This window comes from Streptomyces sp. SCL15-4, assembly GCF_033366695.1.
Classification (GTDB): domain Bacteria; phylum Actinomycetota; class Actinomycetes; order Streptomycetales; family Streptomycetaceae; genus Streptomyces.
In genome coordinates this window covers 4,259,782-4,285,484 of sequence record NZ_JAOBTQ010000001.1, presented here as the reverse complement: position 1 = coordinate 4,285,484, position 25,703 = coordinate 4,259,782, and the positions used below count along the sequence as shown (strand labels likewise).

Sequence of the window (25,703 nt, the reverse complement as noted above, 5' to 3'; positions counted from 1 at the left end):
GATGAATCAGGCAGGTTGGCCGATCATCGACCGCACGGAGGGTCGTAGGAGAGGCGCGACAGGTATTCGTGCCAGCGCTCCTTCGTCAGGACGCCCCGGGTGATCGCGCAGATGTGGCGGATCGCCGTATCCGCGTCCAGGTCCCACAGGCGGACCGTGTCGGTGCCGCTGGAGACGCCGAGGGCGTGACTGTTGGGGCTGAAGGAGAGAAAGTTGCCCGTCTTGGCGTTGGGGCTCATCGACTGGCCGATCGGGGTCGCCCTGGCCGGGTCGGCGATGTTCCACAGGCGGACCGTGTTGTCGTTGCCGCCGCTGGCCAGGGTGTCGCCGACGGTGCTGAACGTCAGGGACGTGACCGCCTCGGTGTGGCCGGTGAGCGGCCTGCCGAGCGGCTCCGCGCGCCGGGGCTCCGTGACGTTCCACAGGCGGACCGTGTCGTCGTCGCTGCCGCTGGCCAGGGTGTGGCCGTCCGGGCTGAAGGCCAGCGCGTTCACGGGTCCCGTGTGCTCGGTCAGCGGCTTGCCCAGCGGAGCGGCGTGCGCGGGGTCGGTGACGTTCCACAGGCGGATCGCGCTGTCCGCGCTGCCGCCGGCCAGGGTGTGGCCGTCCGGGCTGAAGGCCAGCGCGTTGACATAGCCCCGGTGGCCGGTGAGCGGCCTGCCGAGCCGTACGGCGCGGGCCGGGTCGGAGACGTCCCACAGCTGGATGGTGCGGTCGTCGTAGGCGGTGGCCAGGGTGTGCCCGTCCGGGCTGTAGGCCAGCGCGTCGGGGCCCATGAAGCGGGTCCGCAGGGTCAGCGGCGGGCCCGCGGCGACCGGGTGGGCGGGGTCGGAGACGTCCCACAGGTACACCGTGCGGGCACCGGTGAGGACGGCCAGGACGCGGCCGTCGGGCGAGAACACGAGCGAGCGCTGGTCGCCGTCGGACCGCATGAACGGCTTGCCCAGCGGCACCGGCCGGCCGGGCCGCGTCACGTTCCACAGCCGCAGCCTGCCGTCCCGGGCGGCCGTGGCCAGCACCCGGCCGTCCGGCCGGAACGCCCCGCTCCGGCCGACCATGTCCGAGGTCGGCACCGACCACAGCCGTACCTTGCCGTCCCCGCTGCCGGTGGCGAGGGTACGGCCGTCCGGGCGGAACCCCAGGGCGTACATCTCCCCGCTGCTGCCCGCGAGCGGCTCGCCGACCTGGGACGGGGCCGCCGGGTCGGCGACGTTCCACAGGCTCGCCGTGCTGTCCGCGCTCGCGGCGGCCAGCCGGCCGCCGTCGGGGCTGAACGCCACGGACCAGATCGGCCCGGTGTGACCGGTCAGCGGGGAGCCGAGCGCCGCCGCGCGGCCGGGGCGGCGCACGTCCCACAGCCGGATGGTGTCGTCCGCGCTGCCGCTGGCCAGGGTGCGTCCGTCGGGACCGAAGGCCACCGAGTGCACCAGGCCCGTGTGTCCGCGCAGCGTCGTGAGCGGTCGCGGCCGGTGCCGGTCGGCGACGTCCCACAGCAGGATCGTGTTGTCGTCGCCGCCGGTGGCGAGCGTGCGTCCGTCCGGGCTGAAGGAGACGCAGCGCACCGCGGCCGTGTGCCCGCGCAGCGTCCCGAGCGGCCGCGGCCGGCCCGGGTCGGCCAGGTCCCACAGCCGGACCGTGCTGTCCTCGCCGGCCGTGGCCAGCGTGCGGCCGTCCGGGCTGAACGCCACCAGGTAGATCGTGCCCTGGTGGCCGGCGAGTGGCTTGCCGAGCGGTCGCGGCCGGCGCGGGTCGGTCACGTCCCACAGCCGGACCGTGCCGTCGTCGCCGGCCGAGGCCAGGGTGTGGCCGTCCGGGCTGAACACGGCGCTGCTGACCCAGCTGGAGTGACCGGTCAGCGGCTTTCCGAGCGGGGCCGGTCGGTGCGGGTCGGACACGTTCCACAGCCGGACCGTGCGGTCGTAGCCGGCCGTGGCCAGGGTGCGGCCGTCCGGGCTGAAGGAGGTGAGGTAGACGGCACCGGTGTGGCCGGACAGCGGGGTGGCCAGCGGCGCGTTCACGATCGACAGCAGCCGGCTGTAGGTGCCCTCGTCACCCGGGCGCAGCTGGTGCGCGACCAGGTCGAGCTGGGCGGCCAGCGACGGATCGCTGTGCTGGACCCGGTCGGCCTCGGCGAGCACCTGCGCGAACACGGCGTCGTCGCGCTGCTTCCAGGCGATCACGGCGGACCCGGCGGCCAGCAGGGCCAGCACCACCAGCGCCGCCACCGCGGCCCGGCTCAGCAACACCGTCCGCTTGCGCAGCCGTACCGAGGCGGCCAGGAACTCCATCGCGCTGCGCGTCAGGTACGTGTCCCCGGCCGACCGGGCCCAGCTTCGGGCCTGCTCCAGCCGCGAGCCCCGGTACAGCAGCGAGCTGTCCCGGCCCGAGTCCTCCCAGGCCCGGCCGTCCTCCTCCAGCCGCTGGCGCAGCAGGTGGTCGCCGCGGCCCTCGTCGATCCAGTGCCGCAGCCGGGGCCAGGCGTGCAGCAGCGCCTCGTGCGTGATCTCCACGGTGTCCGCGTCCAGCGTCACCAGCCGGGCCCGCACCAGCGCCTCCAGCGACTCCTCCGTCTTGCCGGGGTCCGCGGACTCCTCGGCGAGCTGGCGCCGGGTGCCGCGCCTGCGGGTGGCCTGGGTGTCCTCGCCCAGCCGGACCAGCCGCAGCAGCAGCAGCCGGGCGGCGGCCCGGGCCGCCGGGTCCAGGCCGGACCAGGCCCGCTCGGCGGTCGCCGCCACCGCGCCCTGGATGCCGCCGGCCGCGCGGTAGCCGGCCAGCGTCAGCTTCCCGCCCTTGCGGCGCTGCCAGGTGGCCAGCAGGGCGTGCGACAGCAGTGGCAGCACGCCCGCGTCGTGCGCCCCGCGCGGCCCGTCGGCGCTCACCTCGCGCACGATCAGCTCCGCGAGCCCCGGCTCCAGCTCCAGGCCCACCGCCTTGGCCGGGCCGGTCACCGCCTCGCGCAGCTCGGTGCCGGTCAGCGGGCCGAGCACCATGTGCCGGTGCTGGAGCGCGTCGGCCAGTTCCGGATAGCCGAGGCACTGCTCGTAGAAGTCGGCCCGTATGCCGAGGACGACCCGGACGGGCGCGGGCCCGGCGGAGCCGGCGGGCGGCGTGCAGGCCGCGTGCAGGAACTGGATGAAGGTGCGCCGGTCCGCCTCGTCGGCGCAGAGGGTGAACGCCTCCTCGAACTGGTCCACGATGAGGACCGGCCGGGTGTCCGGGGCGCAGGCGCGGCGCGCCCAGGCCGTGACGGCCGCGCGCACGGCCCGGGTGATGTGCGGGGCGTCGCTGCCCGGCAGCGCCGGGTTTTGTGCCGCCTCCCGTTCGGCCCGGCGCGCCTCGGTGGCGACGGCGGCCAGTTCGGGGATCCGGCGGACCAGTTCGCCCAGCGGGTCGGCGCCGGGGACGAGCGGGAGGACTGGGTGGGGGACGCGGGGGAAGCCGGGGGACTCGCAGGGGTCTTCGGGCCCGTCGGTGCGGGCGACGGCGGTGAGGGGCGTGGACGTGGTCTGCCGGGCGGGGTCCGTGCCGTCGGCCGACGCGACGGCCGGGCCGGGACCGGCGTCGGTCGTCGGGCCGGTGCCGGTGCCGGTGCCGGTGCCGTTCAGGGCGCCGCCCCGGAGCGCCGGGACGAGGCCGGCGTTGAGCAGGGACGACTTTCCCGCCCCGGAGGCGCCGACCAGCATGATCAGTCCGCCGGACCGCTCGGCCGCGCGGAGCTGGGCGACGAGGGCCTTGGTACTGCGCTCCCGGCCGAAGAACCACCGGGCGTCCTCGCGCCGGTACGGCGCCAGGCCCCGGTACGGGCACACGCCTCCGGCGACCGGCGGTGCCTGGGCGGGCGGCCGCCGGTTCTCCTCCGCGGGCGGCGCGACGCGGTCGCCGGCCGGGCCGGCCACGGCCAGCTCCCACAGCCGCTGCCAGTGGGCGAGGTCGTACAGGCCGGCGGAGACCGGCGTCGGACGCAGCCGCCGGGCCTCCGGGATCAGGATGTGCAGGACCGCCGCCAGGGCGGTGAACTGGGCCGGTACGTTCCGGGCCCGCCGCCAGTCGCTGATCCGCTGCGCGGACACCCGCACGGGCCGCCCGCGCTCGTCGATCCGCTGGAGCCGTACGACGGCCTGGGCGACGCTCTTGAGGGGAGGGTTTCCGGCCTCCTTGTAGAGCAGCGCGAGCCGCTCGGCGAAGGCTGTGCGTGCCCCTGAGTCGGAACTCAAGGTTCCACCCCTTACTTCCCCCGCGTGCTGGACGTCCGGACCGGAAAACTCACCCTATACGTCTGACCTGCGGTTAAGGGGTGGAACAGGGTCCGGAACCTCCCCGTCGGCGGTGACAAATGGCAGGATCCGAACCCGGTAGCTGACCCGTCACACACCGTCCGGACAGGCCACCGGCTCAGTGCTCGGAGAGACAGCCCATGGCGCCGTACGTTCTCGGTCATATTCGGCCAACCTGAGCCGCGCCCGGCGGATGAGCCCGCGGGCGCCCCGGAAACCGTCCCCGTACTTCGATCCGCGCCGCGCCGACATGGCGCGGGTCGACGTTCCCGCACCGTTCGGCACCGGTCCCCGCGAGGGGAGGGACCGGTGCCGGGCGGGCGGGAAGCGGACGGGGGCGTTCGGTCCGCGGGCGGGTTGCGCGGGCCGCCCGGTGGGCAGTGACGTCCTGAAGGCCACCGCCGAGGGCTGGAGGACGCATGGAGGTCTCCGTCGACCGCTCCCTGTGCTACGGCTCGGCCGAGTGCGCGCACCGGGCGCCGGCCGTGTTCGCGTTCGAGGACGGCTACGGCGTCGTCCGTCCCGCAGCCGCCGGCGCCCTCGGTGATCCGCGGATACGCGAGGCGGTCCGGGCGGCGGCCGAGGCGTGCCCCTCGCAGGCCATCGCGCCCGTGGAGCGGGCCGAGGTGTCCGTGGAGCGGGCCGAGGTGTCCGGGGAGCGGGACGCTACGCGGGTGCGGGAGTAGCGGGCGGCGCCGGCGGCCAGGTCCAGCCGAGGCCGGCGAGCGCGCGGGCCCGGGCCGCCGCGACCGCCGTGCGGGCCGTCCGCTCGGCGGGGTCGACATGGGCCGCCTGACCCGTGGCCTGCCCGTCCCACTTGCGGTACAGCAGCCCGGCCTGCGCCGAGAACCAGCCGCGGCTCACCGCGTCCAGCGCCAGCAGCAGCCCGGTGTCCTCCGAGGCCGGCAGCGCCATCCAGCCGCCCAGCGCCAGCAGCAGTTCGCGCCGGACGCACAGGGTCGCCGGATGGACCGGCAGGCGGAAGCCGTCGCGCTCCCAGCGGTCGAGGACCGTACCGGGTTCGAGCGGGCCGTCGTCGGGGTCGCCGGGAAAGCCGGCCGTGGAACCGTCGGGCAGCAGGTCCAGCACGCGGGATGTGGCCCAGCCGACGGCCGGGTGCGCCTCCAGCACGGCAAGGTCGCGGGCGAGCGCGCCCGGGGTCAGCCGGTCGTCGGCGTCCAGCACCTTGACGTAGGCGCCCTCGGCGCGGGCCAGCGCGATCGTCCGGGCCACGCCGGGACCGCCCGGCCGGCCCTGGCGGAACGTCACCCGCGCGTCGTCCGGGACGTACGGGCGGACCTCGTCCGTCGTACCGTCCTCCTGCACGGCCCACTCCCACTCCCAGCCCGCGGGCAGCCGCTGCGCGCACAGGGAGGCGTACGCGTCCGGCAGGAACCGGGCGGACGGGCCGTGGACAGCGGTGACTACGGTGACGCGCCGGCTCACGGCAGCGCTCACCACCTTTCCGTGGGTAGGGGCGTGTCGTCGCTGCCAGCATGGCCTACGCCGGGTCCGGGAACGCCAGGGCCCCGAAAACAGCGCGAGACCCCCGGCCGGATCGGCCGGGGGTCCTCCGTGTCGACTGGTGCGTACGCAAGTCGCCTTGTTGTCGAGACGTTGCGGTACTGCGTGAGGGGCGGGGGCTCAGCAGTCGAGCGCCGCCGGGGCGTGGTCGGGGGCCGGTGTCTCGTTCTGGTTGCGGGCCCGGGCCCGGGGCTGCTTCTGGAGTTCCGGATCGGTCTGTTCGGTCTCGTCCAGCGGCCGGTGCCGGCAGCTCGGGGACTTTCCGTGGGCCTCGGCCCGGATCCGCTGCTTCATCGTGGGGGGCAGGGCCCTGGCATGGGACCAGGCCCAGTGGTGCGGTGCCGGGATCGTCACGGGCGTGCGGTGCGCGGTGCCGGTGCCGGTTCCGGTGGTCTCGGTCCGGGGTCCGGCCGGGGCGGCGGCGGCGGTGCCGGCGGAGACGAGTCCGAGCGCCGTGCACAGCGCGAGGAAGGCGGTGACGATGGCGGTCCACAGCTTCATGACCTTGGTCCGGGTCATGGTCCCCTCACTTTCGGGTCGGGCGATTTGCGTACTTTGTTCATGATGTGTATGAGGGTCGCGATGTGGTGGACCGACGCCCGTGGCGCGTCGATGTTCCGATGAACACCACTCGTATGGACGCAAGAGGGAAGAAAAACCCCAAAAGCCGATGAGTGCGAGCGAAGCGGGAGCAAAGGTAACCGTCCGTGGAGGTGCGGTCACGCTCCGGCCGGGACGGCGTCCGGCCCCGTCTAGTGGGCCGCCGGGGGCGGGAGTTGGGCGCCGACGCAGGTCACCGACCGATATCGGTCGGTGTGTATAGTCGGGCGCCAGAGGTCCCTCACGTCAAGGAAAGACGAGGTCGCGCGGTGAAGAAGCTGCTCCTGGTCGCACTGGCCGCCATCGGCGGGCTCCTCGTGTACCGCCAGATCCAGGCGGATCGCGCCGAACAGGACCTGTGGACGGAGGCGACTGACTCCGTGCCCACGGGTTCGTGAGTCCCGGTACCGAAGCCGATACCGAATCTGTACAGACCCCGGTCGCCCGAGCGGCCGGGGTTCTGCGTTTCCGGCGGCCGTCCCGTGTTGCGGGGACCCGCGGGCCGGGGTAGGCCGGGCCGGGACGGCGGCGGACGGGCCGGGCGTTCCGGACGGGTGTACGCGTTGCCCGGATGGCGCGGGGCCGGCCGGGGCAGGATGAGCCCGCGGTGCGGTTGTCGGACGACTGGGGGTGCGGCGCGTGCGGGGCTGGGGGCGGACCGGAGCGGTCCGGTGCGTGGTGATCGCGCTGCTCGTTCTCTGGACCGTGGCCGCCCGGCCGGCCGCCGCGCGGGCCGGTGACGGGTACGCCTTCACGCCCGGCGCCCGTGGCGTCGCGGGCGCGCCCGGCACCGCGGGCGCGGCCCTGCTGGACGCCCGCCACACCTACCGCAGCTCCCTGCCCCGCAACGCCGGGCTCTACTACCGGCTCCGGCTCACCGCCGCGGACACGGCCTACGTCCCCGTCACCGCCGTACCGCCGCCGGACGCCGCCGTCTCCGCCACCGACGGCATCCGGGTCTCGCTGCGGGACGCCGACGGCACCTCCTGCTCCTACTCCTCCGCCCGCTTCGGCGCCGGGATCAGCCCGCGCCCGGTCACGGCCGTGGGCCAGCGCGAGACCGGCAAGGCGCTGTGCCGGGGCGGGGGCACGTACTACCTGCTCGTCGAACGGCTCGACGCCGGCGCCCCGGGCGCGGCGGACCGGGACGGGCGCTGGGACCTGGAGATCGCGCCCGTCACGGAACCGGGCCTGGTCCGCTCCGGTGCCACGGCCCCGCCGCGCACCTGGGACTCCGCCACCCCCGAACCCCCCTCCGGCCGGCCGCTGGAGCGCTCCGGCGGCACCGGGTTCGCGACCGCCCGCCCCACGGGCCAAGGCGTCTGGCGCACGGCCCTCGCACCGGGCGAGACCCGGTTCTACAAGGTCCCGATGGACTGGGGACGGCGGCTGCACGCCTCCGCCGAGCTGGGCGGCGCCCGGGGCCACGGCTATGTCGGCGGCGCCCTGACCCTCTCCCTCCACAACCCCGTCCGCGCCCTGGTCGACGACGCCTCCACCGGCTACACCGGCACCGCCAGGACCACCGCCCTGCGGCCGCTGCCGCCGGTGGAGTACGCCAACCGGTACGCCGTCCCGGCCGGCGTGACCTCCGTACGGTTCGCCGGTGACTACTACCTCGTCGTGCACCTCAGCACCCGGCTGGCCGAGCCGTTCGGGCCGGGGCCGTACGAGGTGACCCTGCGGGTGCGGGTGGACGGCCGGGCCCACGCGGCTCCCGGATACGACGGCGGTCCCGTGCCGCAGGACGTCTTCACGGTCACCGACCAGGACCGTGCCGCCGCACTGGCCGGAGGTTTCGCGCACGGGGCCACGGGCGCGGACCCGGGTCCGGGAGACGGCGGGCGAGGCGGCGGCGGGACGATGCGGCTGGTCGCCGTCGGCGGGATCGGCACCGGGACCGCGCTGCTGCTGGTCCTCGGCGGCTGGACGGTGGCGGCCCGGCGGGCGCACGCGCGGGCCCGGTGACGGCCGGGCGGACCGCTCAGCGGCGGGTCAGCGCCCAGAAACCCACCGCGTAGCAGACGAGCGCCAGCAGCAGGATCGGGATCACGGCCTTCGCCGGCGGCCCGGGACGGCGCAGCGCGCGCCGCGCCCGGCGGCGCCGGCCGGACGGAGGCGAGGGCGCCGGGCGGGGGTCGCGGGCGGTGTAGGCGGCGGTGGCGGGGCCGGCGGGCGGGGCCGGCGGGGAGTCCGGCAGCGGTCCTGGCGGCGGGAAGGGGGGCGGTGCCGGGGGTGCGGGCGGGACGGGGGTCTGCCGGGGCGGGGGCAGGCGGAAGCTTCCGGTGTCCGACAGGGTCCCGGTGGGAGGCGTGGACGCGCTGGGGCTCGTGCCGGTACGCGGGCCCGGGCCTGGGCCCGTACCGGTGTGCCGGGCCTCTTCCGGGGTGTTCGCAAAGGCGGTTGCCGGAGGAAGGCCCGGGATCGGTTCCAAGGCCACGCCGGACGCCCGCCGGAGCGGGCCGTCGGGGCCGAAGCCGGGCGGGAGGGGCCCGAGTTGGTCGAATATCTCGATGATTTCGTCGTCCGGACCCGGCTCCGGCAGGAGTTCCGCCGCGGCGGCGAGCGCCTTGCGCGCCCCCGTGGCCGTCCGGAAACGGCGTGCCGGATCGGGCTGGAGCAGCGAGGAGACGACCCCCCAGAGCGGTTCCGGGATGCCCTTGGGCGGGCCGGGCGTGCCGTGCTCCAGGAAGTACCGCACGAGTTCCTTGGTGTCCGGCTTGGCGCCTTCGAGGAGATAGAGGGCGACCAGGCCCACGGCGAACAGGTCGGCCGGGAAGTCGGGTTCGGCGCCGAGCATCTGCTCCGGAGCGAGGTAACCGGGCGTGCCCACCACGAGGTTGGTCTCCGTCAGCCGGGGTTCGCCGAGCCGCATGGCGATGCCGAAGTCGGACAGCCGGAGCCGGGGACGGCCGGTGCCGGTGGCTTCGAGGAGGAGGTTGGCGGGCTTGACGTCCCGGTGGACGACGCCCTCGGCGTGGACGGCGGCGAGCCCGGACAGCAACTGGTCGAGCAGCGTGCACACGAAGACGGGCGGCAGCGGGCCGTAGTCGCCGACCAGGTGGACCAGGGAGCCGCCGGTGACCAGGTCCATGGTGAACAGCACCTTGTCGTCGTCGGCGGCCCAGCTGTGCGGGGCGAGGACGTGCGGGTGGTCGATGCGCAGGCCCTGCTCCCGGACGAAGCGGAGCAGGGAATGGGCGTCGCTCTGCTGGAGGACCTTGGCGGCCACGTAACGCCGCCGGCGGTGGTCCCAGGCCCGCCATACGGCGCCCACGCCACCGCGTCCGACCGGGTCGGCCAGCTCGTACCGGCCGGCGAAGACCTCACCCATGGCAGCCGCCGCTCCTCCTCCTGGCCCTGTGCGCCCCCCGCTGTGCCCCGTGCCCGTGCGCCGGCCGGATCAGTCCTCGCGGCGCGCCGGCCCGTGGCTCAGTTCTGGTGGGACTGGTAGTGCGCGACGGCGTCGGCGGTGCGGCCGGCGCCGTAGACCCGGAGGAACTCGGCGAGTTCGGGGTGGCTCGGCGCGAGCGCGTCGGCGGCGTCGATGATGTCGCCCGCGGCGGCCACCGAGCGCAGCAGCGACTGGATCTCCCGGACCACGCGCTTGACCGTGGGCGCGCCCGAGCTTCCGGTGGTCTGGGTGGTGTTGCTGAGCACGGATCCCCCTTGCGACTTCTTGATCTCCTCCATGCGCCCGGTCGCCTCGGCCGCGCTGACGCTGCCGTCCGCGACCTGGGACGCCAACTCCTGCAACAGCTGCACCCGCTGGACGACGGCGGGGTTGCCGATCTTCGCGCGCTGGCCGCTCATCAGCTGGGAGAGCATCGGGGCGGACAGGCCGAGGACCGCCGCGAGCCGCGCCTGGTTCAGCCCGAGATCGTCGATGAGCTTACGGAAGAGCGCCCCCAACGGCTCCCCGTACCAGTTCCGCTGCAGCTCCCGCGCTCTCGCGGTGGCTTCCTGCTGTGCGGCGTCCATTGCGTCTCCCCATCGCTTCCCCTGAAAACCGCGGTTCGCTGTAGCGAACCACGTCGAGCATCCTACGGAGGGTGGTCATCCACGGGGACCCCCAATCTTTTTGCGGGATACGGGGGGTGACCCGGTACTCTGGTCTGCGGCACCCGCCGGAACCCGTTCCATCCGGCCGGTCGCTGCCTCCCGGGGCCTTAGCTCAGTTGGTAGAGCGCCGTCTTTGCATGGCGGATGTCAGGGGTTCGACTCCCCTAGGCTCCACTTCATGAAACCCCTCTGACCTGCGGAAACGCCGGTCAGAGGGGTTTTTGCCGGTGTGGGCGGACACGCCGTGGCCGACGATGCCGCCGCGTCAGCGGTGCAGAGGGTGTCTGACGGCCGCGCGGAGGGGTTCCAGGAGTTGGTTGGTCTCCTCGATGCCGGCCGGGGAGCCGAGGTCCGGGATGCTGCGGTACGGCAGGGCGTCGAGCGGGCCGTCCCCGAGGCGGTCTCCGAACAGCACGACGCACCGCTGTGACGGGTTGCGCCGGGAATCCCAGATCATCCCCATGGCGTCGGGTGCCTGGGCCCTGATCTCCCGGGCCCACCGGCGCGTGTGCGCGTAGTGCTCCGCGCCCTCGTTCTCCAGCAGGCGGTTGTCCTGGCAGACGGCGGCGAGGGCCGCCCCGGACAGCAGCGAGACCAGTTTCAGTTCGCACCGTGTGCGCACCGCGTTCAGCGCCCTGCCTTGCACCTGGCGCCACAGGACCAGGCGCATGCCGGTCTCCGCGTCGTAGGGGACCGAGCGCAGCAGGGTCTCGGCGAGCGCCGTCTCGGGGTCCGTCGCCGCGTACAGGCAGGAGTACGGGTCCTCCGGTGTGCCGTGGAAGCGGCCGGGCGCGGGATCGTCCGGGTCGAACGGCTTGAACTCCACGGGCGCGAACCCGGACCGGTGCATCCGCCAGAGGCGGGTGCCGGCGGGCAGCAGCTCCCAGTGCGGCCGGAAGCGGTAACCGGAGGGCGACACGGTTGCCTCGTGCATCAGTCCCCCTCCACCAGCGCGACGGCCGCGCCCACCAGGTCGCGGTCCGGCCGGACGCCCAGGAGGGCGGCGGGCGGCCCTCCGCCGAGCCACAGATTGCGGCTCAGCCACCAGTCGGCGGCGCCCCACGGGTCCACGTCGGCGAGCAGCACCCGGTTGATCCGCAGCACGATCTCGTACGGTGCTCCGCCGCCGGGCTCGAACTGGAACTCCGGATACCGGTCGCCGCGGCCGGGGTCGGCGAGCCGGATCAGCTCGGGCGGCGGCGCCGAGCCGTGGCAGCGGACGCGGGCCTCGGCGGCCGAGAGAGCGGGCGCGTGCAGCAGCCTGCGTTCGGCGGCGGCGATGACGGCCGCGGTGCCGGAGGACGGCGGCGGACCGTCCGCGAGCCGGGTCAGCAGGTCCCGGGTGCGCAGCACGACGGGCCGGCCGGCCGTCGCCGCACCGGCGAGCCGGGCGGAGTCCAGGGCTTCGCGGACCGGATGGTCGTACGGCAGCGGCACCAGGCACAGCCGTACGGCCTGGAAGGCCCGGCGTACCGCCCGCGGGTCGTCCGGCGGGGTGGCGGCGAGGGCCCGCAGGCGGGTCAGCAGCAGCTGGTACTGCTCGCCGGTGAGCCGGGCGCGGATGCCGTCGAGGTGCTCCTCGACGAGGCCGAGCACCCTCGTCCCGTCGTCCTCACCCGTGCTCATGCGGTCTCCTTCCCCGGGCCGGGATGTCCCTGGTGGATGAACGCGGCCCACAGCAGGGGCCGGCGCAGATCGGGCCGGCGGATGTCCGGCCGCAGGTCGTCGGTCAGGCAGCCCGGGTCCTCGCGGTCCGGGTCGAGCATCCACAGCTGTGCGGCGCGCAGGGCGTCCACGGGGCTGAGGCCCGCCCGCAGACGGTGGTGGAAGACCGCCATCAGCAGGGCCGACGCGCTGTCCTGGGCGATCCACCGCGAGCCCACGACATCGCGTGCCCCGCCGGAGACGAACGCGGTGGTGAGGGTCAGGGCCTCGTCGTGGTCCCGGGTGCTCAGGTCGGTCTCGCAGGCGCTGAGGACGATCAGCGGCCCGTCCGGCGCCGCGGGCCCGGCCGGCCGCGGCCGGTCCAGGAGCCGGGTCACGGTGAGCCGGCCGCTCTCCTCGCCGTCGGCGGGAGCGAGGTGCAGGGCCGACTCCGTCGGCCGTACGCCCGCCACCCCGTGGGTGGCCAGATGGACCATCGAGTGGTCCTGGGCGAGCAGGGCCAGCAGCTGCTCCGGTGTCCCGGCCGGCACCGAGTCGGGCGGCAGGGTGGCGAAGTCGCCGTACAGCCGCGCGCCCGGGTAGAAGGCCTCGCGCAGCTGGAGGACCTCCGGCTCGGCGAACGTCAGGGACAGGCTCGGGTCGGCCACCAGGGCCGGCGCGGAGACCGGGGCGCGGGGCGCGCGGGTGATCGTGCGCAGGAACTGGCTGCCGGACGCCGCGTAACTGATCACCAGGGCCTGGCAGAGGTAGTCGTAGGGAGCGTCGGCGGGGAAGCGGGCGGCGTGCCAGGGGACGACGCCGAGGCGGCCGCAGGGCACCAGGACGACGCGGGGCGGAGGCCGGCCGGGCCCGCCGTCCGGCAGGTGTTCCTCCAGTCCGGCGAGGACGTGGGCGAACACCTCGTACGCCCAGTCGCACAGGTCGTCCAGGGCCTCCTCCCAGGCCCGTCGCGCCGCCGCGCCGCCGTGCTCCGGGCCGGCGGAGCGGGCGGCGGCCGCGTCCAGGTACCGCTTCAGGGGCTCGGACTCCGCCTCGGCGAGCAGGGGCAGGGCGCCGAAGCCGATGCCGATCACGGGGCCCACGGCGAGCACCATGCCCGGGGCCTCGCCGCCGTCGCCGGGGACCAGATAGATCAGCGCGTCCGCGCCCGCCTCGCCGACACCGTCCGCCAGTTCGCGCAGCGTGGGAGTGCCGAGCAGGCCGCCCCGCTCCCGGTAGCCGAGGGCCTCCAGGGCCTTGCGGCGCAGCGTGCTGGGCAGCTCGGCGGGCAGCTCCCCGGTCTCCGGCGCGCCGGACTCCCGCCAGGCGGCGGCGAGTTCGGCATGGCCGCGCTCCTGGAGCAGGTCCGGTACGGCCCGTGAGGTGGCCGCCGCGTGCAGCACCAGGGCCCGGCCCAGCTCCAGCGCGGCGACCGCGTCCTCCACCCTGCCGTGCGCGGCGGCCCACAGGGCGGCCCGTACGCCGAGGGAGGCGCCGTTGCGGGCGGTCGTCAGGCGGTGTTCGGCGCCGTGCTGGAGGAGGACGTCGGCGGCGAGGGTGGCCAGGGCCTCGTTCGCCGCGTCGGTGGCGGCGTCCGCGTCGGACGCGTCGCGCTCGCGGTGCCAGCGGGCGCGGTAGGACTCGGCGAGCGTCCACAGGGACTCGGCGGCGACGCGCGGGGCCCGGCCCTGCCGGATGTGCTCGCGGAGCCGTTCCAGCGTGGTGACGGCCGCCTCCAGGTCCGCCGGGTCCTTGGTCAGGTCGTAGCGCATGCCGAGGCGGTTCGCGGCGGAGTGCAGCCGGTCGGCGGGCGCGTCGGGCGGCGGTACCTCGCGGTCCGGGAGGTCGGCGGGGGTGTCGGTGAGGTAGGCGCGCAGGGCCGCGAGGTCGGGGACCATGGCGTCGAGATCCTCGTCCCTGATCGGCAGGACGCTGTTGCGCGCGGCCTCTCTGCCGTCGTCCAGGTCCGCGAAGCCGCGCAGCATCAGCTCCCTGTCCAGGGTGAACCGGCCGAGCGTGAGGCGGGCCGCGGCGCGGGCGATGAGGGCCATGCAACGGAGGTCGTGGTCCTCGGGGACGCGCTCGGCGAGGGCCTCGGCCTCGGGCAGCAGGTCGCGGAGCCCGCGCACGTCCTCGGCCTGGCCGGCGGCACGGACGTCGGTCATCAGTGCCATCACGTCCGCCATGACCGCGAAGCCGTCGGCCATGGGCACCTGGCTCTCCGAGGCGCGCCGCAGGTAGTCGACGAGCGTCCCGGTGTGCGCGAGACCGACCGACAGGTCCTGGAGGGTGCCGCCCGCGCCCTCGCTCACGTGGAGCAGCACGGCCATCAGCCCTTCGATCCCGTCGCGGCCCGGCACCCCGTCCGGCAGCCCTTCCAGCGCCTCGCGCAACCGCCCGAGCTGCTGCTCCAGCGCGGCGGGATCACCGCCGCCGGCACCGTTCACGAAGTCCACGGAGGTGGTGTTGACGGCCTGCAACGCGGTGAGCAGCCGACGGAAATCTTCGGGGGTGCGGAGCGGGGGCGGGGGGCCGGCGGCGGGAGGCGGGGCGGTGGGTGTGCGGGTCGGGCCGGGTGGGGTGGTGGGTGCGTGCGTCGGGTCGGGCGGGGTCCGGGTGGCCGTCGTCAGCAGGTCCGTCATCATCTGCCGCAGCCGGCCGGTGAACGGATTGCCGTCGTCGGGCAGGAGGCTCGTGAACAGGCCGGTGAGGCCGTCGGCCGTGGGACGGTCGTAGAGGTCGCGCACCTGCCGCAGGTGCCGCAGGGTCTCCTCCGGCAGCGGCAGCTCGGCCGCGTCGGTCACCAGCTCCCGCAGGCCGGCCGCGAAGGCGGCCATTCCGCCCGGCCCCTCCCGCGCGATCATGTCGAACATCGCGGTGGCGTCCGGCTCCGGCGGCAGCCCGCCCAGCATCTCCTGCAGCGGCATCGCGTGGGTCAGCAGGAACAGCGCGGCCCACCGCCGGTCCTCGGCACAGGCCGCGGAACCGGTCTGCGTCTCCCGCGCGTCCCGCAGCAGTCCGTGCGCCCGCTCCCGGTCCCCGGGCGTCCCGCCTCCGGCGACGTGCCGCAGGGTGAGGGCGCCGCCGAGCCATACGGTGACCGAGCCGCGCAGCTCCGGATCGTGGTCCAGCAGACGGGAGAGGGCCTCCAGTTCGGTGACCGCGTCATCGTGGGCGCGGGAGGCCCTGACGACGGTGCCCGGCGCCGGCAGCAACGCCCTGGCCCGGCCGATGGCCTCACGGGCCCAGGTCCGTACCGCCCGGACGCCCCCGCTCTCCTCTTCTTCCCCCACCGGCACTCCTCACGTCCCGAGGACGAAAGCCCGCTTCCGGCCCCCATGATGACGAGACTTCCGTCACCACGGGGGCCGATTGCCGGGCTTTGACGGCCGGCGCCCGCCCGGCACCCGGAACTCGCCCGGGACCCGCCCGGGCGGTCAGGAGCGGTGGACCGGTGCCTGGAGTTCCGTCACCCAGTCGTCGCGGTTCTCCGGGCACTCCAGGCTGATCTCCCGCGGATAGCCGGCCGAGCGGTAGCCGTGGGTGTCGATCCAGTGGGCCAGGGTCTGGGCCGTGGGCAGGACGGTGTCCATCGGGCCGCGGTGCACGATGGTCGCCGCCTGCTCCAGGGGCGGCAGGTCGAGGACGCGGAAGGAGCCGTCCCGCGGCTCGGCGCAGACCTGGACGGCGGCGTGGACGATGATCCTGCCGCCGCCCTCCGGAGCGTCCTCGTAGGAGGCGATGCCGGGGCCCGTGGGGGTGACGCCCGCGCTGTCCAGGCGGCGGAACAGCTCTTCGTAGAGCGGGCCGATGACCGGGCCGATGTCCTCGGGCTGGTAGCTCTCGGCGGTGGCGGTCAGCTCCGCCACGCGGACGGCGGGGACGCTTTTGAGGACGACGTCGTTCGTGGGCATGTGCCCCTCGCTCTCGATCGCTCGGAGCCGCGCCTCGACCTGGACCAGCCGTGCCCGGGTGGCGGCCATGGCGCTCTCCAGTTCGGCCCGCCTGAGCCGCAGCATGCCGCGCAGTTCCTCGGCGCCGACCTTCTCGTCCACGATGTCACGGACCTGCTGGAGCGTGAATCCGAGGTCCTTGAGCGCGATGATCCGGTTGAGGCGGGCGAGCTGGGCGGCGGTGTAGTGGCGGTAGCCGCTGGCGGGGTCGACGTGGGCCGGGCGCAGCAGGCCGGTGGCGTCGTAGTGACGCAGCATCCGGACCGAGACGCGGCCGTGCCGGGCGAAGTCTCCGATGGTGAACATGATGTCTCCGAGTCGACCGCCTGACACGGTGTGAGGGTCAAGAGGGGCTTATGATCCCCGGTCCATGGACGAACTCGGCAGGGACGAACAACTGGCCACGGCGGTCCGGCTGCGCGAGCGGGGGGAGGCCGGGCAGGCCCGGCTGCGGCTGCTGGAACTGGCCGGCCGGTATCCGGACGACCCCGAGGTGGCCTACCAGACCGCCTGGGCCCACGACGTGCTCGGCCTGGAGGCCGAGGCCGTGCCCTTCTACGAGCGTGCCCTCGCCGGGACCGGGCTGCCGGCGGCGGACCGGCGCGGCGCCCTGCTGGGCCTGGGCAGCACCTACCGCGTCCTCGGCCGGTACCCGGAGGCGGTCGCCACGCTGCGCCGGGCCGTGACGGAGTTCCCCGACGACGGAGCCCTGCGGACCTTCCTCGCCATGGCCCTGTACAACACGGGCGGGCACGAGGAGGCCATGCGCATCCTGCTGACGCTGCTCGCCGCCGGCAGCGACGACCCCGGCATACGTCAGTACCGGCGCGCCATCGAGGAGTACGCGCGCGACCTGGACGCCACCTGCTGAGGCCCGGTCACCCGCGGGCGCCGTCCACCGCCGGGGCCGTCTCGCGCAGGGCCTCCTCGGGGGACAGCCCGGCGCCGCGGCCGAAGGACCGGGTGAAGGCCGCCTCGCCCAGGACGGCGCGGGCGGCCCGCTCGATGCGGTCGACGTCGGTGCGCTCGGCCGGTGGCAGCGGCGCGCCCACGCTGCGGCGGGCGGCGTCGGCCGCGCCGAGCAGCAGGGCCGCGCGGGTCGCGGCGGGCTCGGTGCCGCGCAGGGCCGCCGCGCCGGCCAGGCCCTCCAGGGACAGCGCGAGCGCCCGCGGCTCGCCGATCGCCCGGGCCACCTCCAGGCCGCGCAGATGGTGGGCCGCGGCCCCGTCGGCGTCGCCGCGCAGTTCGGCGACGAAGCCCAGCTCGGCCAGCAGCAGATGATCGCCCGCCTGCGAGGACACATCGGCGTACCCCTCGCGCAGATGCCGGAGCCGCGCCTCGGCGGCGTCGAGGTCACCGGAGCGGCGGGCACCGAGCGCGAGGCCCATCCCGGCGTGGATCTCGCCGTACGTGTAGCCCTGCTCGGCGGCGCTGCGCAGCGCCTGTTCGTGCAGGTCGCGGGCGCGGTCCCAGTCGTGGGAGAGTAGGGCGAGCCGGCCCAGGCCGGACAGCCGGGCCGACACCTCGGCCGCGAGGCCCAGTTCGCGGGCCATCCGCAACCCCTCGTACTGGCGGTTCACGGCCTCCTCGTACTCGCCCTTGATCTCCGCGAGCGCCGCGAGCGGTGACACCGTCTGGAGTTCGCCCCAGCGGTCGCCCAGCTCGCGGAAGAGCGCTGCGCTGCGCCGGCCGTCGCGGCCCAGCCCGGCGAGGTCGCCGCGGATCAGCGCGAGCGTGGCCCGCAGGCCGAGCGCGGCGGCGGTGCCCCACTGGTCGCCGGCGCGGGTGAACAGCGACAGCGCCCGGTCGTTCAGCTCCCCGCTGTCGGCCACCGCGCCCGCGCTGAACAGGCCGTACGCGCACAGCCACAGCGACCGGGCCCGCCGTACCGGGTCGGCGCCGACGGGTTCGTCCGGCAGGGTGTCGGCCGGGTCGCGGTCGCCGGTGAGCAGGGCGAACGCCGTGTACAGCAGCGTCAGTTCGGACCGGTCGCGGTCCGGGGCCGTCGTCGTGGTGTCCAGCACCGCGCGCAGGCTGCGACGGGCCTGGGCGAGCCGGCCGCGCAGCAGCCACCACCAGGCCAGCGCGGTGGCCAGCCGCACCGCCTGCTCCGGGTCCCCGGCGGCGGCCCGGCGCACGGCCTCGTCCAGGGCCGAGCGCAGATTGCCGGACTCGGCGTCGAGCCGGGCGAGCCAGGACCGCTGCCCGGGGCCGCGCAGCTCGGGCTCGGCGCGTTCGGCGAGCGCGAGGTAGTGGCGCAGATGCCGGTCGCGTACGGCGGCGAGGTCCTCCATGTCGTGCAGCCGCTCGGTGGCGTAGGCGGCGACGGACTCCAGCAGCCGGTAGCGCGGGCCGGCCGGGCCGGTCACGACGACCACCAGGGACCGGTCGACCAGCCGGGTCACCAGGTCGGGCACCTCGGGGCAGGCCACGCCGTCGCCCGCGCACACCGCCTCGGCCGCCCGGAGGTCGCAGCCGTCGCTGAACGCGGCCAGCCGGCGCAGCACGATGCGCTCGGGCGCGCTGAGCAGTTCCCAGCTCCAGTCGATCACCGCGCGCAGCGTCTGCTGGCGTTCGGGCGCGCCGCGCCGTCCGGAGGTCAGCAGCTGGAACCGGTCGCCGAGCCGGGCCGCCAGTTCGCGCACGCCCAGCGCGCGGACCCGGGTCGCCGCCAGTTCCAGGGCGAGCGGGATGCCGTCCAGGCGGCGGCAGATCTCCGTGACGGCGGCCCGGTCGGAGTCGTCGCAGGCGTCGGGCGCGAGCGAGAAGCCGGGGGCCGCGGCGGCGGCACGCTGGGTGAACAGCCGTACCGCGTCGTCGGTGGGCAGCGGCTCGACCAGGAACACCTCCTCGCCCGGCAGGCCCAGCGGTTCCTGGCTGGTGGCCAGGACGCGCAGGCCGGGCGCGGTGCGCAGGAGGAGGGTGGTGAGTTCGGCGGCGGCGTCCACGACGTGCTCGCAGTTGTCGAGGACGAGCAGGGTGCGGCGGTCGCGCAGGACGGCGGCGAGGTGGTGCGCGGGGGAGCGGGTGCCGGCGCCGGAGACGGGTACGGCGGAGGGCGCGTGGTCGCTGATGCCGAGGGAGGCGGCGACGACCTGGGCGAGGTCGGCGACGGCCCCGCCGCGGACGCCGGAGAACTCCACGAACCAGGCACCGTCGGGGAGTTCGGTGGCGGACGTGCCGCCGAGCAGGGCGTCGGCCGCGGCCACGGCCAGCCGGGTCTTGCCCACTCCGCCGGGGCCGGTGAGGGTCACCAGCCGGGTGGCGCGCAGCAGTGCGGAGACCTCGTCGAGCGCGTCGCGGCGGCCGATGAGAGGGGTGAGGGAGGCGGGCAGGTTGGAGGGGGCGGGCGCGGTGGGCGGGGCCGGGTCCGGTGCGGCGGGTGCCGGTGCGGCGGGCGCCGGGGCTTCGGCGGGGCGGGGCGGGCGGGTCAGCGCGGGGTCCTGGCGGAGCACCGCCTGGTGCAGCGCGGCGAGTTCGGGGCTCGGCTCGACTCCGAGGTCGGCCACCAGCCGGGCGCGCAGGTCCTCGTAGGCCGCGAGGGCCTCGCTCTGCCGGCCCGCCGCGTACAGCGCCCGTATCTGGAGCGCGCGCAACCGTTCCCGCAGCGGGTGCCGGGCCACCAGGTCGGCCAGCTCCCCGGCGAGGAGCACGTGTTCGCCGGCCGCGAGGCGGGCCTCGGCCTGCTCCTCCAGCACGGACAGCCGCTGGTCGGTCAGGCGCTGCGCGGCCCCGCGCACGAACGCGTGGTCGGCGAAGTCGGCGTAGGCGGGCCCCCGCCACAGTCCGAGGGCCTCGGTGAGCAGCGCGGCCCGGTCGTCGGGGCCGGCGACGGCGCGGGCCCGGTCCACCAGGTCGCGGAACCGGTCGGCGTCCACCTCGTCGGTGTCCTCCAGCCGCAGCCGGTAGCCGGCCGGCTGGAGCAGCACCCGGTCCCGGCCCAGCACCCGGCGCAGTTGCGAGACCTTCGCCTGGAGCGCGCCGGCGGGCCGGCCCGGCGGCCGGTCGCCCCAGAGGTCGTGGATCAGCCGGTCGGCGGAGACCGGTCCGCCGTCGTGTGCGAGCAGGGCGGCGAGCAGCGCCCGGACCTTCGCCTCGGGAACCCTGACGGCCACCCCCTCGTCGTCCCACACCGTCAGTGGGCCGAGCACCCCAAACCGCATGTGCGTCACTGTACGTCACGGAGCCGGTCCGGTCGGGTATCCACCCGGGCCCTACGGCGTCCACCAGCGGTTTCTCGCGGCTGCCGGTCGTGCGTCAGCCGTCCGTCAGCCGGTGCCGGGCGCCCGTGAGCGGGCCGTAAGCCGTTCCGAAGCTTTCCCGAAGCGCCGGGGCGCAAGGTCGTTTCCACCGAGCCGTTGTGGCAGGTGCGGCGAAGGAAGAGGAAGCGGCATGACCAAGTACGCGGGCCGGACGGCCGTAGTCGTCGGAGAGGCCACCGCCATCGGGCTGGCCGTGGCCAAGCGTCTGGTGGAGGGCGGCGCCCAGGTCGTGCTGACCGCCCGCACCACGGAGGAGCGGGACCGCCTGGGCGGCGAACTGGGCTCCGCCGCCCGGGTGGTCGCGCCCTCCGACGTGACCGCCTGCCTGGGTCCCGGCGGTGTCGTCGACTGGCTGTTCGCGGATGTCGTGGGCACCGCGCGGCCGCTGCTGGCACGCCTCAGGGACGGTGGCGCGGTCGTCCTCATGACCCCGGCGCCCTCGCCCGCCGCCGTGCACGCGCTGGCCGGCGAACTGGTCTCCCGGGCCATCCGCGTCAACGCCGTGGCGCCGGGCTGTATCGAGGCGCCGGGCGGCAACGGCGTGCCGCTGCCGCCCCTGGGCCGCCTCGGCGCCGCCGAGGAGGTCGCCCGGGCCGCGCTGTTCCTGGCCACCGACGCCACGTTCACCACCGGGGCCCGCCTGCCGGTCGACGGCGGCCTGAGCCGGTCATGACGGCGTACCGGCGGCCCGGGCCGGCGTACCGGCAGCCGCGGCCGGCCCGACGGCGGCCCCGGCCGACGAGCCCCGGACCTCCCGGCCCTCCGGGTTCGCCCGGCCCCTGGGACCCACCCCGAGCGTTCACCCACTCCGTCCCCGAAACCCTGGAGCACACCCCATGAGCACCACACCCGATACCGCGGCCGGTTCGCCCGTGCGGACCGGCGCCGAGACGGGCCGGCCGGGCGCCGGCGAGCAGCAGAAGCTGCCCCTGTTCGCCCTGCTGGCCCTCGCCACCGCCGTGTTCATCACGAGCCTCACCGAGACCCTGCCCGCCGGTCTGCTCCCGTCCATGAGCGACGACCTGAACGTGAGCGAGTCCGCGACCGGCCAGACGGTCACCATCTACGCCCTCGGCACCGCGCTGACCGCGATCCCGCTGACGGCGGCGACCGCCGGCTGGCACCGCAAGCGGCTGCTGCTGACCTCCATGGCCGGCTTCGCCGTCGCCAACACCGTCACCGCGCTGTCCTCCGTGTACGGGCTGACGATGGTGGCGCGCTTCGTCGCCGGTGTCGCGGCGGGCCTGGCCTGGGCGCTGCTCGCCGGATACGCGCGCCGGCTGGCCCCGGTGGCGCTGCAGGGCCGGGCCATCGCGGTGGCGATGGCGGGCATCCCCGTCGCGCTCTCCCTCGGCGTGCCCGCCGGCACCTTCCTCGGCAAGGTGACCGACTGGCGCGTGGCCTTCCTCGCGATGACCGCGCTCACCGTCGTGCTGCTGGCGTGGATCGCCGCCGCCGTGCCGGACTACCCGGGCCAGGAGCGCGGCGAGCGGCCGAAGATGCTGCACGCCCTGCGGGTCCCCGGCGTGGTGCCGGTGCTGTTCGTGACGCTGGTCTTCGTCCTGGCGCACACCATCATCTACGCCTACATCGCCACGTTCCTCGACGACCTCGGCATGGGCGGCAACACCGACCTGGTGCTGCTGGTGTTCGGCATCGCCTCGCTGGCCAGCATCTGGATCGTCGGCGCGCAGATCCACCACCGGCTGCGAGTGCTGACGATCGCCAGCTCGCTGCTGGTCGCGGTGGCCGCCGCGGTGCTGGCGGTGTTCGCGGACCAGACCGCGCTCGTCTACCTCGCGGCCGTGCTGTGGGGTCTGGGCTGGGGCGGGGTGCCGACCCTGCTGCAGACCGCGGCCGGTGACGCGGGCGGCGAGAAGGCGGCCGACGCGGCCCAGGCCATGCTGGTGACGCTGTGGAACGTGGCCATGGCCGGCGGCGGTGTCATCGGCGGTGTGCTGCTCGACCTGACCGGCAGCGACTCGCTGCCGTGGAGCGTACTGCTGCTGATGCTGCCGGTGATCGCCGTCGTCGTGCTCGCCCGCGGCCACGGTTTCCCCGCCAAGCGCCCGGTGGCGTAGGCGCGGCGTACGGCGGCGGGGACGATCGCCCTCCCCGCCGTATCGCCGTGTCGCCGCCCTTGTCCGCACCATCCCGCCGACACCGGATCGTCATCACCGGACTGTGGAGTCATGACCGAAGAGACTGGACCGACGAAGACCGCCGGGAGGCCGAAGCCGGCGCGGTGGCTGCTGCACCACGTCGAGTTCGGTTCCGGCACACCCGTGGTGCTGCTGCACGGACACCCCGCCGACCACCGGCTCCTGCTGCCGCTGGAGCCCGTGTTCGCCGCGCGGCGCGGCTGGCGGCGGCTCTACGCCGACCTGCCCGGCTCCGGCCGCTCACCCCGGCTGACCGGGCCGGTCACGGCGGAGGCCATGGGCGAGGCGGTGCTGCGGTTCGTCGACAAGGTCCTCGGGACCGAGCCGTTCGCGGTCGTGGGCATCTCCTACGGCGGCCAGCTCGCCCGCCATCTGATCGCCGAGCGGGGCCCGCGGGTCCTGGGCGCGGCGCTGATCGCGCCGCTGGTCAGGCCGGCCGGGGAACGGACGCTGCCCGGGCGGGAGGTCCTCGCCCGCGACGATGCCCTGCTGGCCGCGCTCGACCCGGCCGAGCGCGAGGTGTTCACGAGCGTCGCGCTGTACCAGGACGACGCCGGCTGGAACGCCTTCCGCGACCACGTGCTGCCCGGCTTCCGCGCCCACCACCGCGAGGACGCCGCCGAGCTGCTCAAGTCGTACCCGTTCCGGCAGGCCCCGGAGGCCCGTTCCGGCACGCACGAGGGCATCCACCTGGTGGTGACGGGGCGCCAGGACCACCTGGCCGGCTGGCGCGACCAGCTGGAGCTGCTGGACCACTACCCGCACGCCACCTACGCCGTCGTCGACGGTGCCGGGCACAACGTCCATCTCGACCAGCCGGACACCGTGCACGGCCTGCTCGGCAACTGGCTCGACACCCTGGCGGCACAACGCGACTGATCAGACGCCACGCCGGCCTCCCGAGCGGACCGCCGAAGGTATCCCCCGGCCTTCGGCGGTCATCGGCGCGCCCGTGACCAATGGGCTTGTTCATAAGATTTTGACAAGCCCTCGATCTTGACCGGACGGGGGCATCAGTATTGGGTCAACCGGTATTTTCCGACCCCTGCTCGCGATCCCCCATACCCGTCGCCAGACGACGTTTGAGCAGCTCAGCCCGCGAAGTAGCGAAGTACCGTACGGACGACGGACAGAATTGTGGATCCGAGGGTATTTTGTGGCTCGGGCACATGCACGATGCACCGGCCTCACAGCGAGCGTTACGAAATACGAGGGGACGTAGCGTTTATGTCGTCGAGTGAGACGCGCATGGCAACGAGCGACGATCTGCGTATCCAGACGTTTGTCGAGGACATATTCCGATCACTGCACAGAGTGGAACAGCACCGCTGGGCCCGGGCCTATCTGTGGGCCCTGCTCCACGGCTCCGGCAAGAAGACACCGCGGCGCATGGCCCGGGAGGACTCTTTACCCACGGCCGCGCTGCGCGGGCTGCACCAGTTCATCAACGCCAGCTCCTGGGACTGGCGGCCCGTGCGCCGCAGACTCGCCCAGCGGGTGGCCGCGACGGCCGCTCCCTACGCCTGGACGGTCGCCGAACTGGTCATCCCGAAGAACGGCGGTCACTCGGTGGGCGTGCACCGCCGGGCGGACCCGGCGACCGGACAGGCCGTCAACTGCCAGCACGCGCTGGGCCTGTTCCTGGCCGGCGCCCAAGGGGCCTTCCCGGTCGACTGGAGCCTGGTGCTCAGCGGCCCCTGGGACGGCGACCCGGAGCGCCGGCGGCGGGCCCGGATCCCGGAGGAGGAGAGGGCGCGCCCGGTCGGCGGCCACGTCCTCGGCTACGCCGCCGACGCGGTCACGTTGCCGCACGGGGCCGGACTGCCCTGGGTCCTGGACCTGAGCCGGTGCGACGACGCGGCCGGTGTGCTCGTGGGCCTGGCCCGGGAGCGGCTGGACGTGGTGGCCGAGGTCGATCCCGGCCAGGTCGTGCTCGTCGGCCAGCACGCGCCGACCGTGCGCACGGTCGGCGGACTGATGGGCGTACGGCACGCCCGGCAGCCGCACGTGATGATGCGGCAGGCCCCGGACGGCCGCACCAAGGCCGTGACGATCCACACCTACACCGGCACCGTCCGGCTGCCGCAGGCGGCCGGCACCGACGGCGGCTCGCGCGCCTACCGGATCCTGGAGCGGCCCGCACTGGACGGCCGGCTGCCCGCCCGGTACTGGCTCACCAGCCTCACCGGCGGACCGGTGGACGAGGTGCTGTCCCTGGTGCGGGGCCGGACCGCCGCCCTGTCGGCCGTCTCCGTGCTGCAGAACCGTCTCGGCGTGCTGGACTTCGAGGGCCGCTCCTTCCCGGGCTGGCACCACCACATGACGATGGCCTCGGCCGCGTACGCCTACCAGTACCTCGACGACGTCCCGGAATACGCACCTCTCCCGCCGCCGGCCGCCTCCGCGGCCGAGCGGGCCGCGGGCTGACGGCCACAGGGAGCGGAGCCAAACGATGAAGAGGGGACGGCAGGGGTGACCAACGTACTCGTGGTGGAACGGGACGCCGCCGCGGCCGAGGCGACCGAGCGGGATCTGCGCAGACAGGGGTACACCACGCGGAGCGTGCACACCGGTGCGCGGGCGCTGCGGACGTACCACGACGCGGATCTGGTGCTGCTCTCGCTGGAGCTGTCGGACATGGACGGTCTGGAGGTCTGCCGGACGGTGCGCCGTGACGGCGACATTCCGCTGATCGCCGTGACCGACGAGGACGACGAACTGGAGCGGGTCCTCGCGCTGCGCGCCGGCGCGGACGACTGTGTGGTGAAGACCTGGGGCTTTCGGGAGATAAGCGCGCGGATAGAGGCCGTGCTGCGCCGGGCGCACCGCGCACCGGCCCCGGAGAAGACGATTTCCCTGCGCCCGCTGCATATCGATCCGCGTACCCGGGAAGTGCGGTTGCACGACCGTGTGGTTCCGGTCACCTCGAAGGAATTCGAGCTGCTGTACGTGCTGGCGCGGAATTCCGAGACGGTCGTGTCGCGGAAGGAACTGATGGCGAAGGTGTGGGGCAGCAACTGGGCCTGCACCAGCCGCACCATCGACACCCATGTGAGCAGCCTGCGCTCGAAACTCGGCTCCAGCCGATGGATCACCACGGTCCGCGGCGTGGGCTACCGGATGGGGTACGGCGACCACCGCGCCGCCGAGCGTCCGGAGGAGCCCGGGTGGGTGCGGACGCCCGAGCTGTCCGAGGCGTCGTAGGCCCCGGACAGCCGGACG

General features: G+C 75.0%; 19 protein-coding genes and 1 tRNA gene. 10 read left to right on the top strand and 10 right to left on the bottom strand.

What is annotated here, in order from left to right:
• Positions 1–23: 23 nt before the first annotated feature.
• Complete coding sequence (locus SCK26_RS18725; protein ID WP_318202452.1) at positions 24–4,214, bottom strand: hypothetical protein; 4,191 nt, start codon at positions 4,212–4,214, stop codon at positions 24–26.
• A 479-nt stretch (positions 4,215–4,693) separates the two neighbouring features.
• Between SCK26_RS18725 and SCK26_RS18720 the strand changes: the two genes are divergently transcribed.
• A complete protein-coding gene (locus SCK26_RS18720) occupies positions 4,694–4,960 on the top strand; it encodes a ferredoxin (RefSeq protein WP_318202451.1) in 267 nt (88 codons plus the stop codon).
• Here the strand turns inward: SCK26_RS18720 and SCK26_RS18715 are convergent.
• Positions 4,941–5,732, bottom strand: coding sequence for a glycosyltransferase family 2 protein (locus SCK26_RS18715; protein ID WP_318202450.1), 792 nt, complete (start codon positions 5,730–5,732; stop codon positions 4,941–4,943). The genes SCK26_RS18720 and SCK26_RS18715 overlap by 20 nt on opposite strands.
• A 186-nt stretch (positions 5,733–5,918) precedes the next feature.
• Complete coding sequence (locus SCK26_RS18710; RefSeq protein ID WP_318202449.1) at positions 5,919–6,317, bottom strand: DUF6344 domain-containing protein; 399 nt, start codon at positions 6,315–6,317, stop codon at positions 5,919–5,921.
• Positions 6,318–6,667: 350 nt separating this feature from the next.
• On the opposite strand from SCK26_RS18710, the gene SCK26_RS18705 reads away from it, so the two are divergent.
• Together SCK26_RS18705 and SCK26_RS18700 are read left to right on the top strand one after the other, a co-directional pair.
• Positions 6,668–6,796, top strand: a complete 129-nt coding sequence (locus tag SCK26_RS18705; RefSeq protein WP_003999697.1) for a DLW-39 family protein — start codon at positions 6,668–6,670, stop codon at positions 6,794–6,796.
• Positions 6,797–7,079: 283 nt separating this feature from the next.
• Positions 7,080–8,366 carry a hypothetical protein gene (locus SCK26_RS18700; RefSeq protein ID WP_412080858.1) on the top strand — a complete coding sequence of 429 codons (1,287 nt, stop codon included), beginning with the start codon at positions 7,080–7,082 and terminating at the stop codon, positions 8,364–8,366.
• 16 nt (positions 8,367–8,382) lie between these two features.
• Here SCK26_RS18700 and SCK26_RS18695 read toward each other — a convergent pair whose 3' ends face one another.
• Together SCK26_RS18695 and SCK26_RS18690 are read right to left on the bottom strand one after the other, a co-directional pair.
• On the bottom strand, positions 8,383–9,732 hold the full coding sequence (locus SCK26_RS18695; protein WP_318202447.1) for a serine/threonine-protein kinase: 1,350 nt from the start codon (positions 9,730–9,732) through the stop codon (positions 8,383–8,385).
• 98 nt (positions 9,733–9,830) lie between these two features.
• The gene (locus tag SCK26_RS18690) at positions 9,831–10,379 is read right to left on the bottom strand and encodes a helix-turn-helix domain-containing protein (protein WP_318202446.1); all 549 of its coding nucleotides are present in this window, start codon (positions 10,377–10,379) and stop codon (positions 9,831–9,833) included.
• 182 nt (positions 10,380–10,561) lie between these two features.
• On the opposite strand from SCK26_RS18690, the gene SCK26_RS18685 reads away from it, so the two are divergent.
• Positions 10,562–10,634 (top strand) — tRNA-Ala (locus SCK26_RS18685).
• Between the two features lie 91 nt (positions 10,635–10,725).
• Here the strand turns inward: SCK26_RS18685 and SCK26_RS18680 are convergent.
• The 4 genes from SCK26_RS18680 to SCK26_RS18665 all read right to left on the bottom strand — a co-directional run bounded on the left by SCK26_RS18680 (position 10,726) and on the right by SCK26_RS18665 (position 16,363).
• Positions 10,726–11,394, bottom strand: coding sequence for an RES family NAD+ phosphorylase (locus SCK26_RS18680; protein ID WP_318202445.1), 669 nt, complete (start codon positions 11,392–11,394; stop codon positions 10,726–10,728).
• On the bottom strand, positions 11,394–12,086 hold the full coding sequence (locus tag SCK26_RS18675) for a hypothetical protein (protein WP_318202444.1): 693 nt from the start codon (positions 12,084–12,086) through the stop codon (positions 11,394–11,396). Before SCK26_RS18675 ends, SCK26_RS18680 begins: the two co-directional genes overlap by 1 nt.
• On the bottom strand, positions 12,083–15,397 hold the full coding sequence (locus tag SCK26_RS18670) for a CHAT domain-containing protein (protein WP_318202443.1): 3,315 nt from the start codon (positions 15,395–15,397) through the stop codon (positions 12,083–12,085). Before SCK26_RS18670 ends, SCK26_RS18675 begins: the two co-directional genes overlap by 4 nt.
• Before the next feature lie 144 nt (positions 15,398–15,541).
• Entirely contained in the window at positions 15,542–16,363 is an 822-nt protein-coding gene (locus SCK26_RS18665) for a MerR family transcriptional regulator (protein ID WP_318202442.1), read from the bottom strand.
• Positions 16,364–16,427: 64 nt separating this feature from the next.
• Between SCK26_RS18665 and SCK26_RS18660 the strand changes: the two genes are divergently transcribed.
• On the top strand, positions 16,428–16,928 hold the full coding sequence (locus SCK26_RS18660) for a tetratricopeptide repeat protein (RefSeq protein ID WP_318202441.1): 501 nt from the start codon (positions 16,428–16,430) through the stop codon (positions 16,926–16,928).
• A gap of 7 nt (positions 16,929–16,935) precedes the next feature.
• On the opposite strand, the gene SCK26_RS18655 is transcribed toward SCK26_RS18660, so the two are convergent.
• Positions 16,936–20,220 carry an ATP-binding protein gene (locus SCK26_RS18655; protein ID WP_318202440.1) on the bottom strand — a complete coding sequence of 1,095 codons (3,285 nt, stop codon included), beginning with the start codon at positions 20,218–20,220 and terminating at the stop codon, positions 16,936–16,938.
• 229 nt (positions 20,221–20,449) lie between these two features.
• Between SCK26_RS18655 and SCK26_RS18650 the strand changes: the two genes are divergently transcribed.
• The 5 genes from SCK26_RS18650 to SCK26_RS18630 all read left to right on the top strand — a co-directional run bounded on the left by SCK26_RS18650 (position 20,450) and on the right by SCK26_RS18630 (position 25,685).
• Entirely contained in the window at positions 20,450–20,992 is a 543-nt protein-coding gene (locus SCK26_RS18650; protein ID WP_318202439.1) for an SDR family NAD(P)-dependent oxidoreductase, read from the top strand.
• Between the two features lie 163 nt (positions 20,993–21,155).
• The gene (locus tag SCK26_RS18645; RefSeq protein WP_318202438.1) at positions 21,156–22,400 is read left to right on the top strand and encodes an MFS transporter; all 1,245 of its coding nucleotides are present in this window, start codon (positions 21,156–21,158) and stop codon (positions 22,398–22,400) included.
• Between the two features lie 111 nt (positions 22,401–22,511).
• Positions 22,512–23,360 (top strand): alpha/beta hydrolase, encoded by an 849-nt coding sequence (locus tag SCK26_RS18640; protein ID WP_318202437.1) that lies wholly within the window; start codon positions 22,512–22,514, stop codon positions 23,358–23,360.
• A 369-nt stretch (positions 23,361–23,729) separates the two neighbouring features.
• Positions 23,730–24,908: a transposase gene (locus SCK26_RS18635; protein ID WP_318202436.1), complete on the top strand. Its 1,179-nt coding sequence runs from the start codon at positions 23,730–23,732 to the stop codon at positions 24,906–24,908.
• 45 nt (positions 24,909–24,953) lie between these two features.
• Positions 24,954–25,685: a response regulator transcription factor gene (locus SCK26_RS18630; protein WP_318202435.1), complete on the top strand. Its 732-nt coding sequence runs from the start codon at positions 24,954–24,956 to the stop codon at positions 25,683–25,685.
• Positions 25,686–25,703 lie beyond the last annotated feature (18 nt).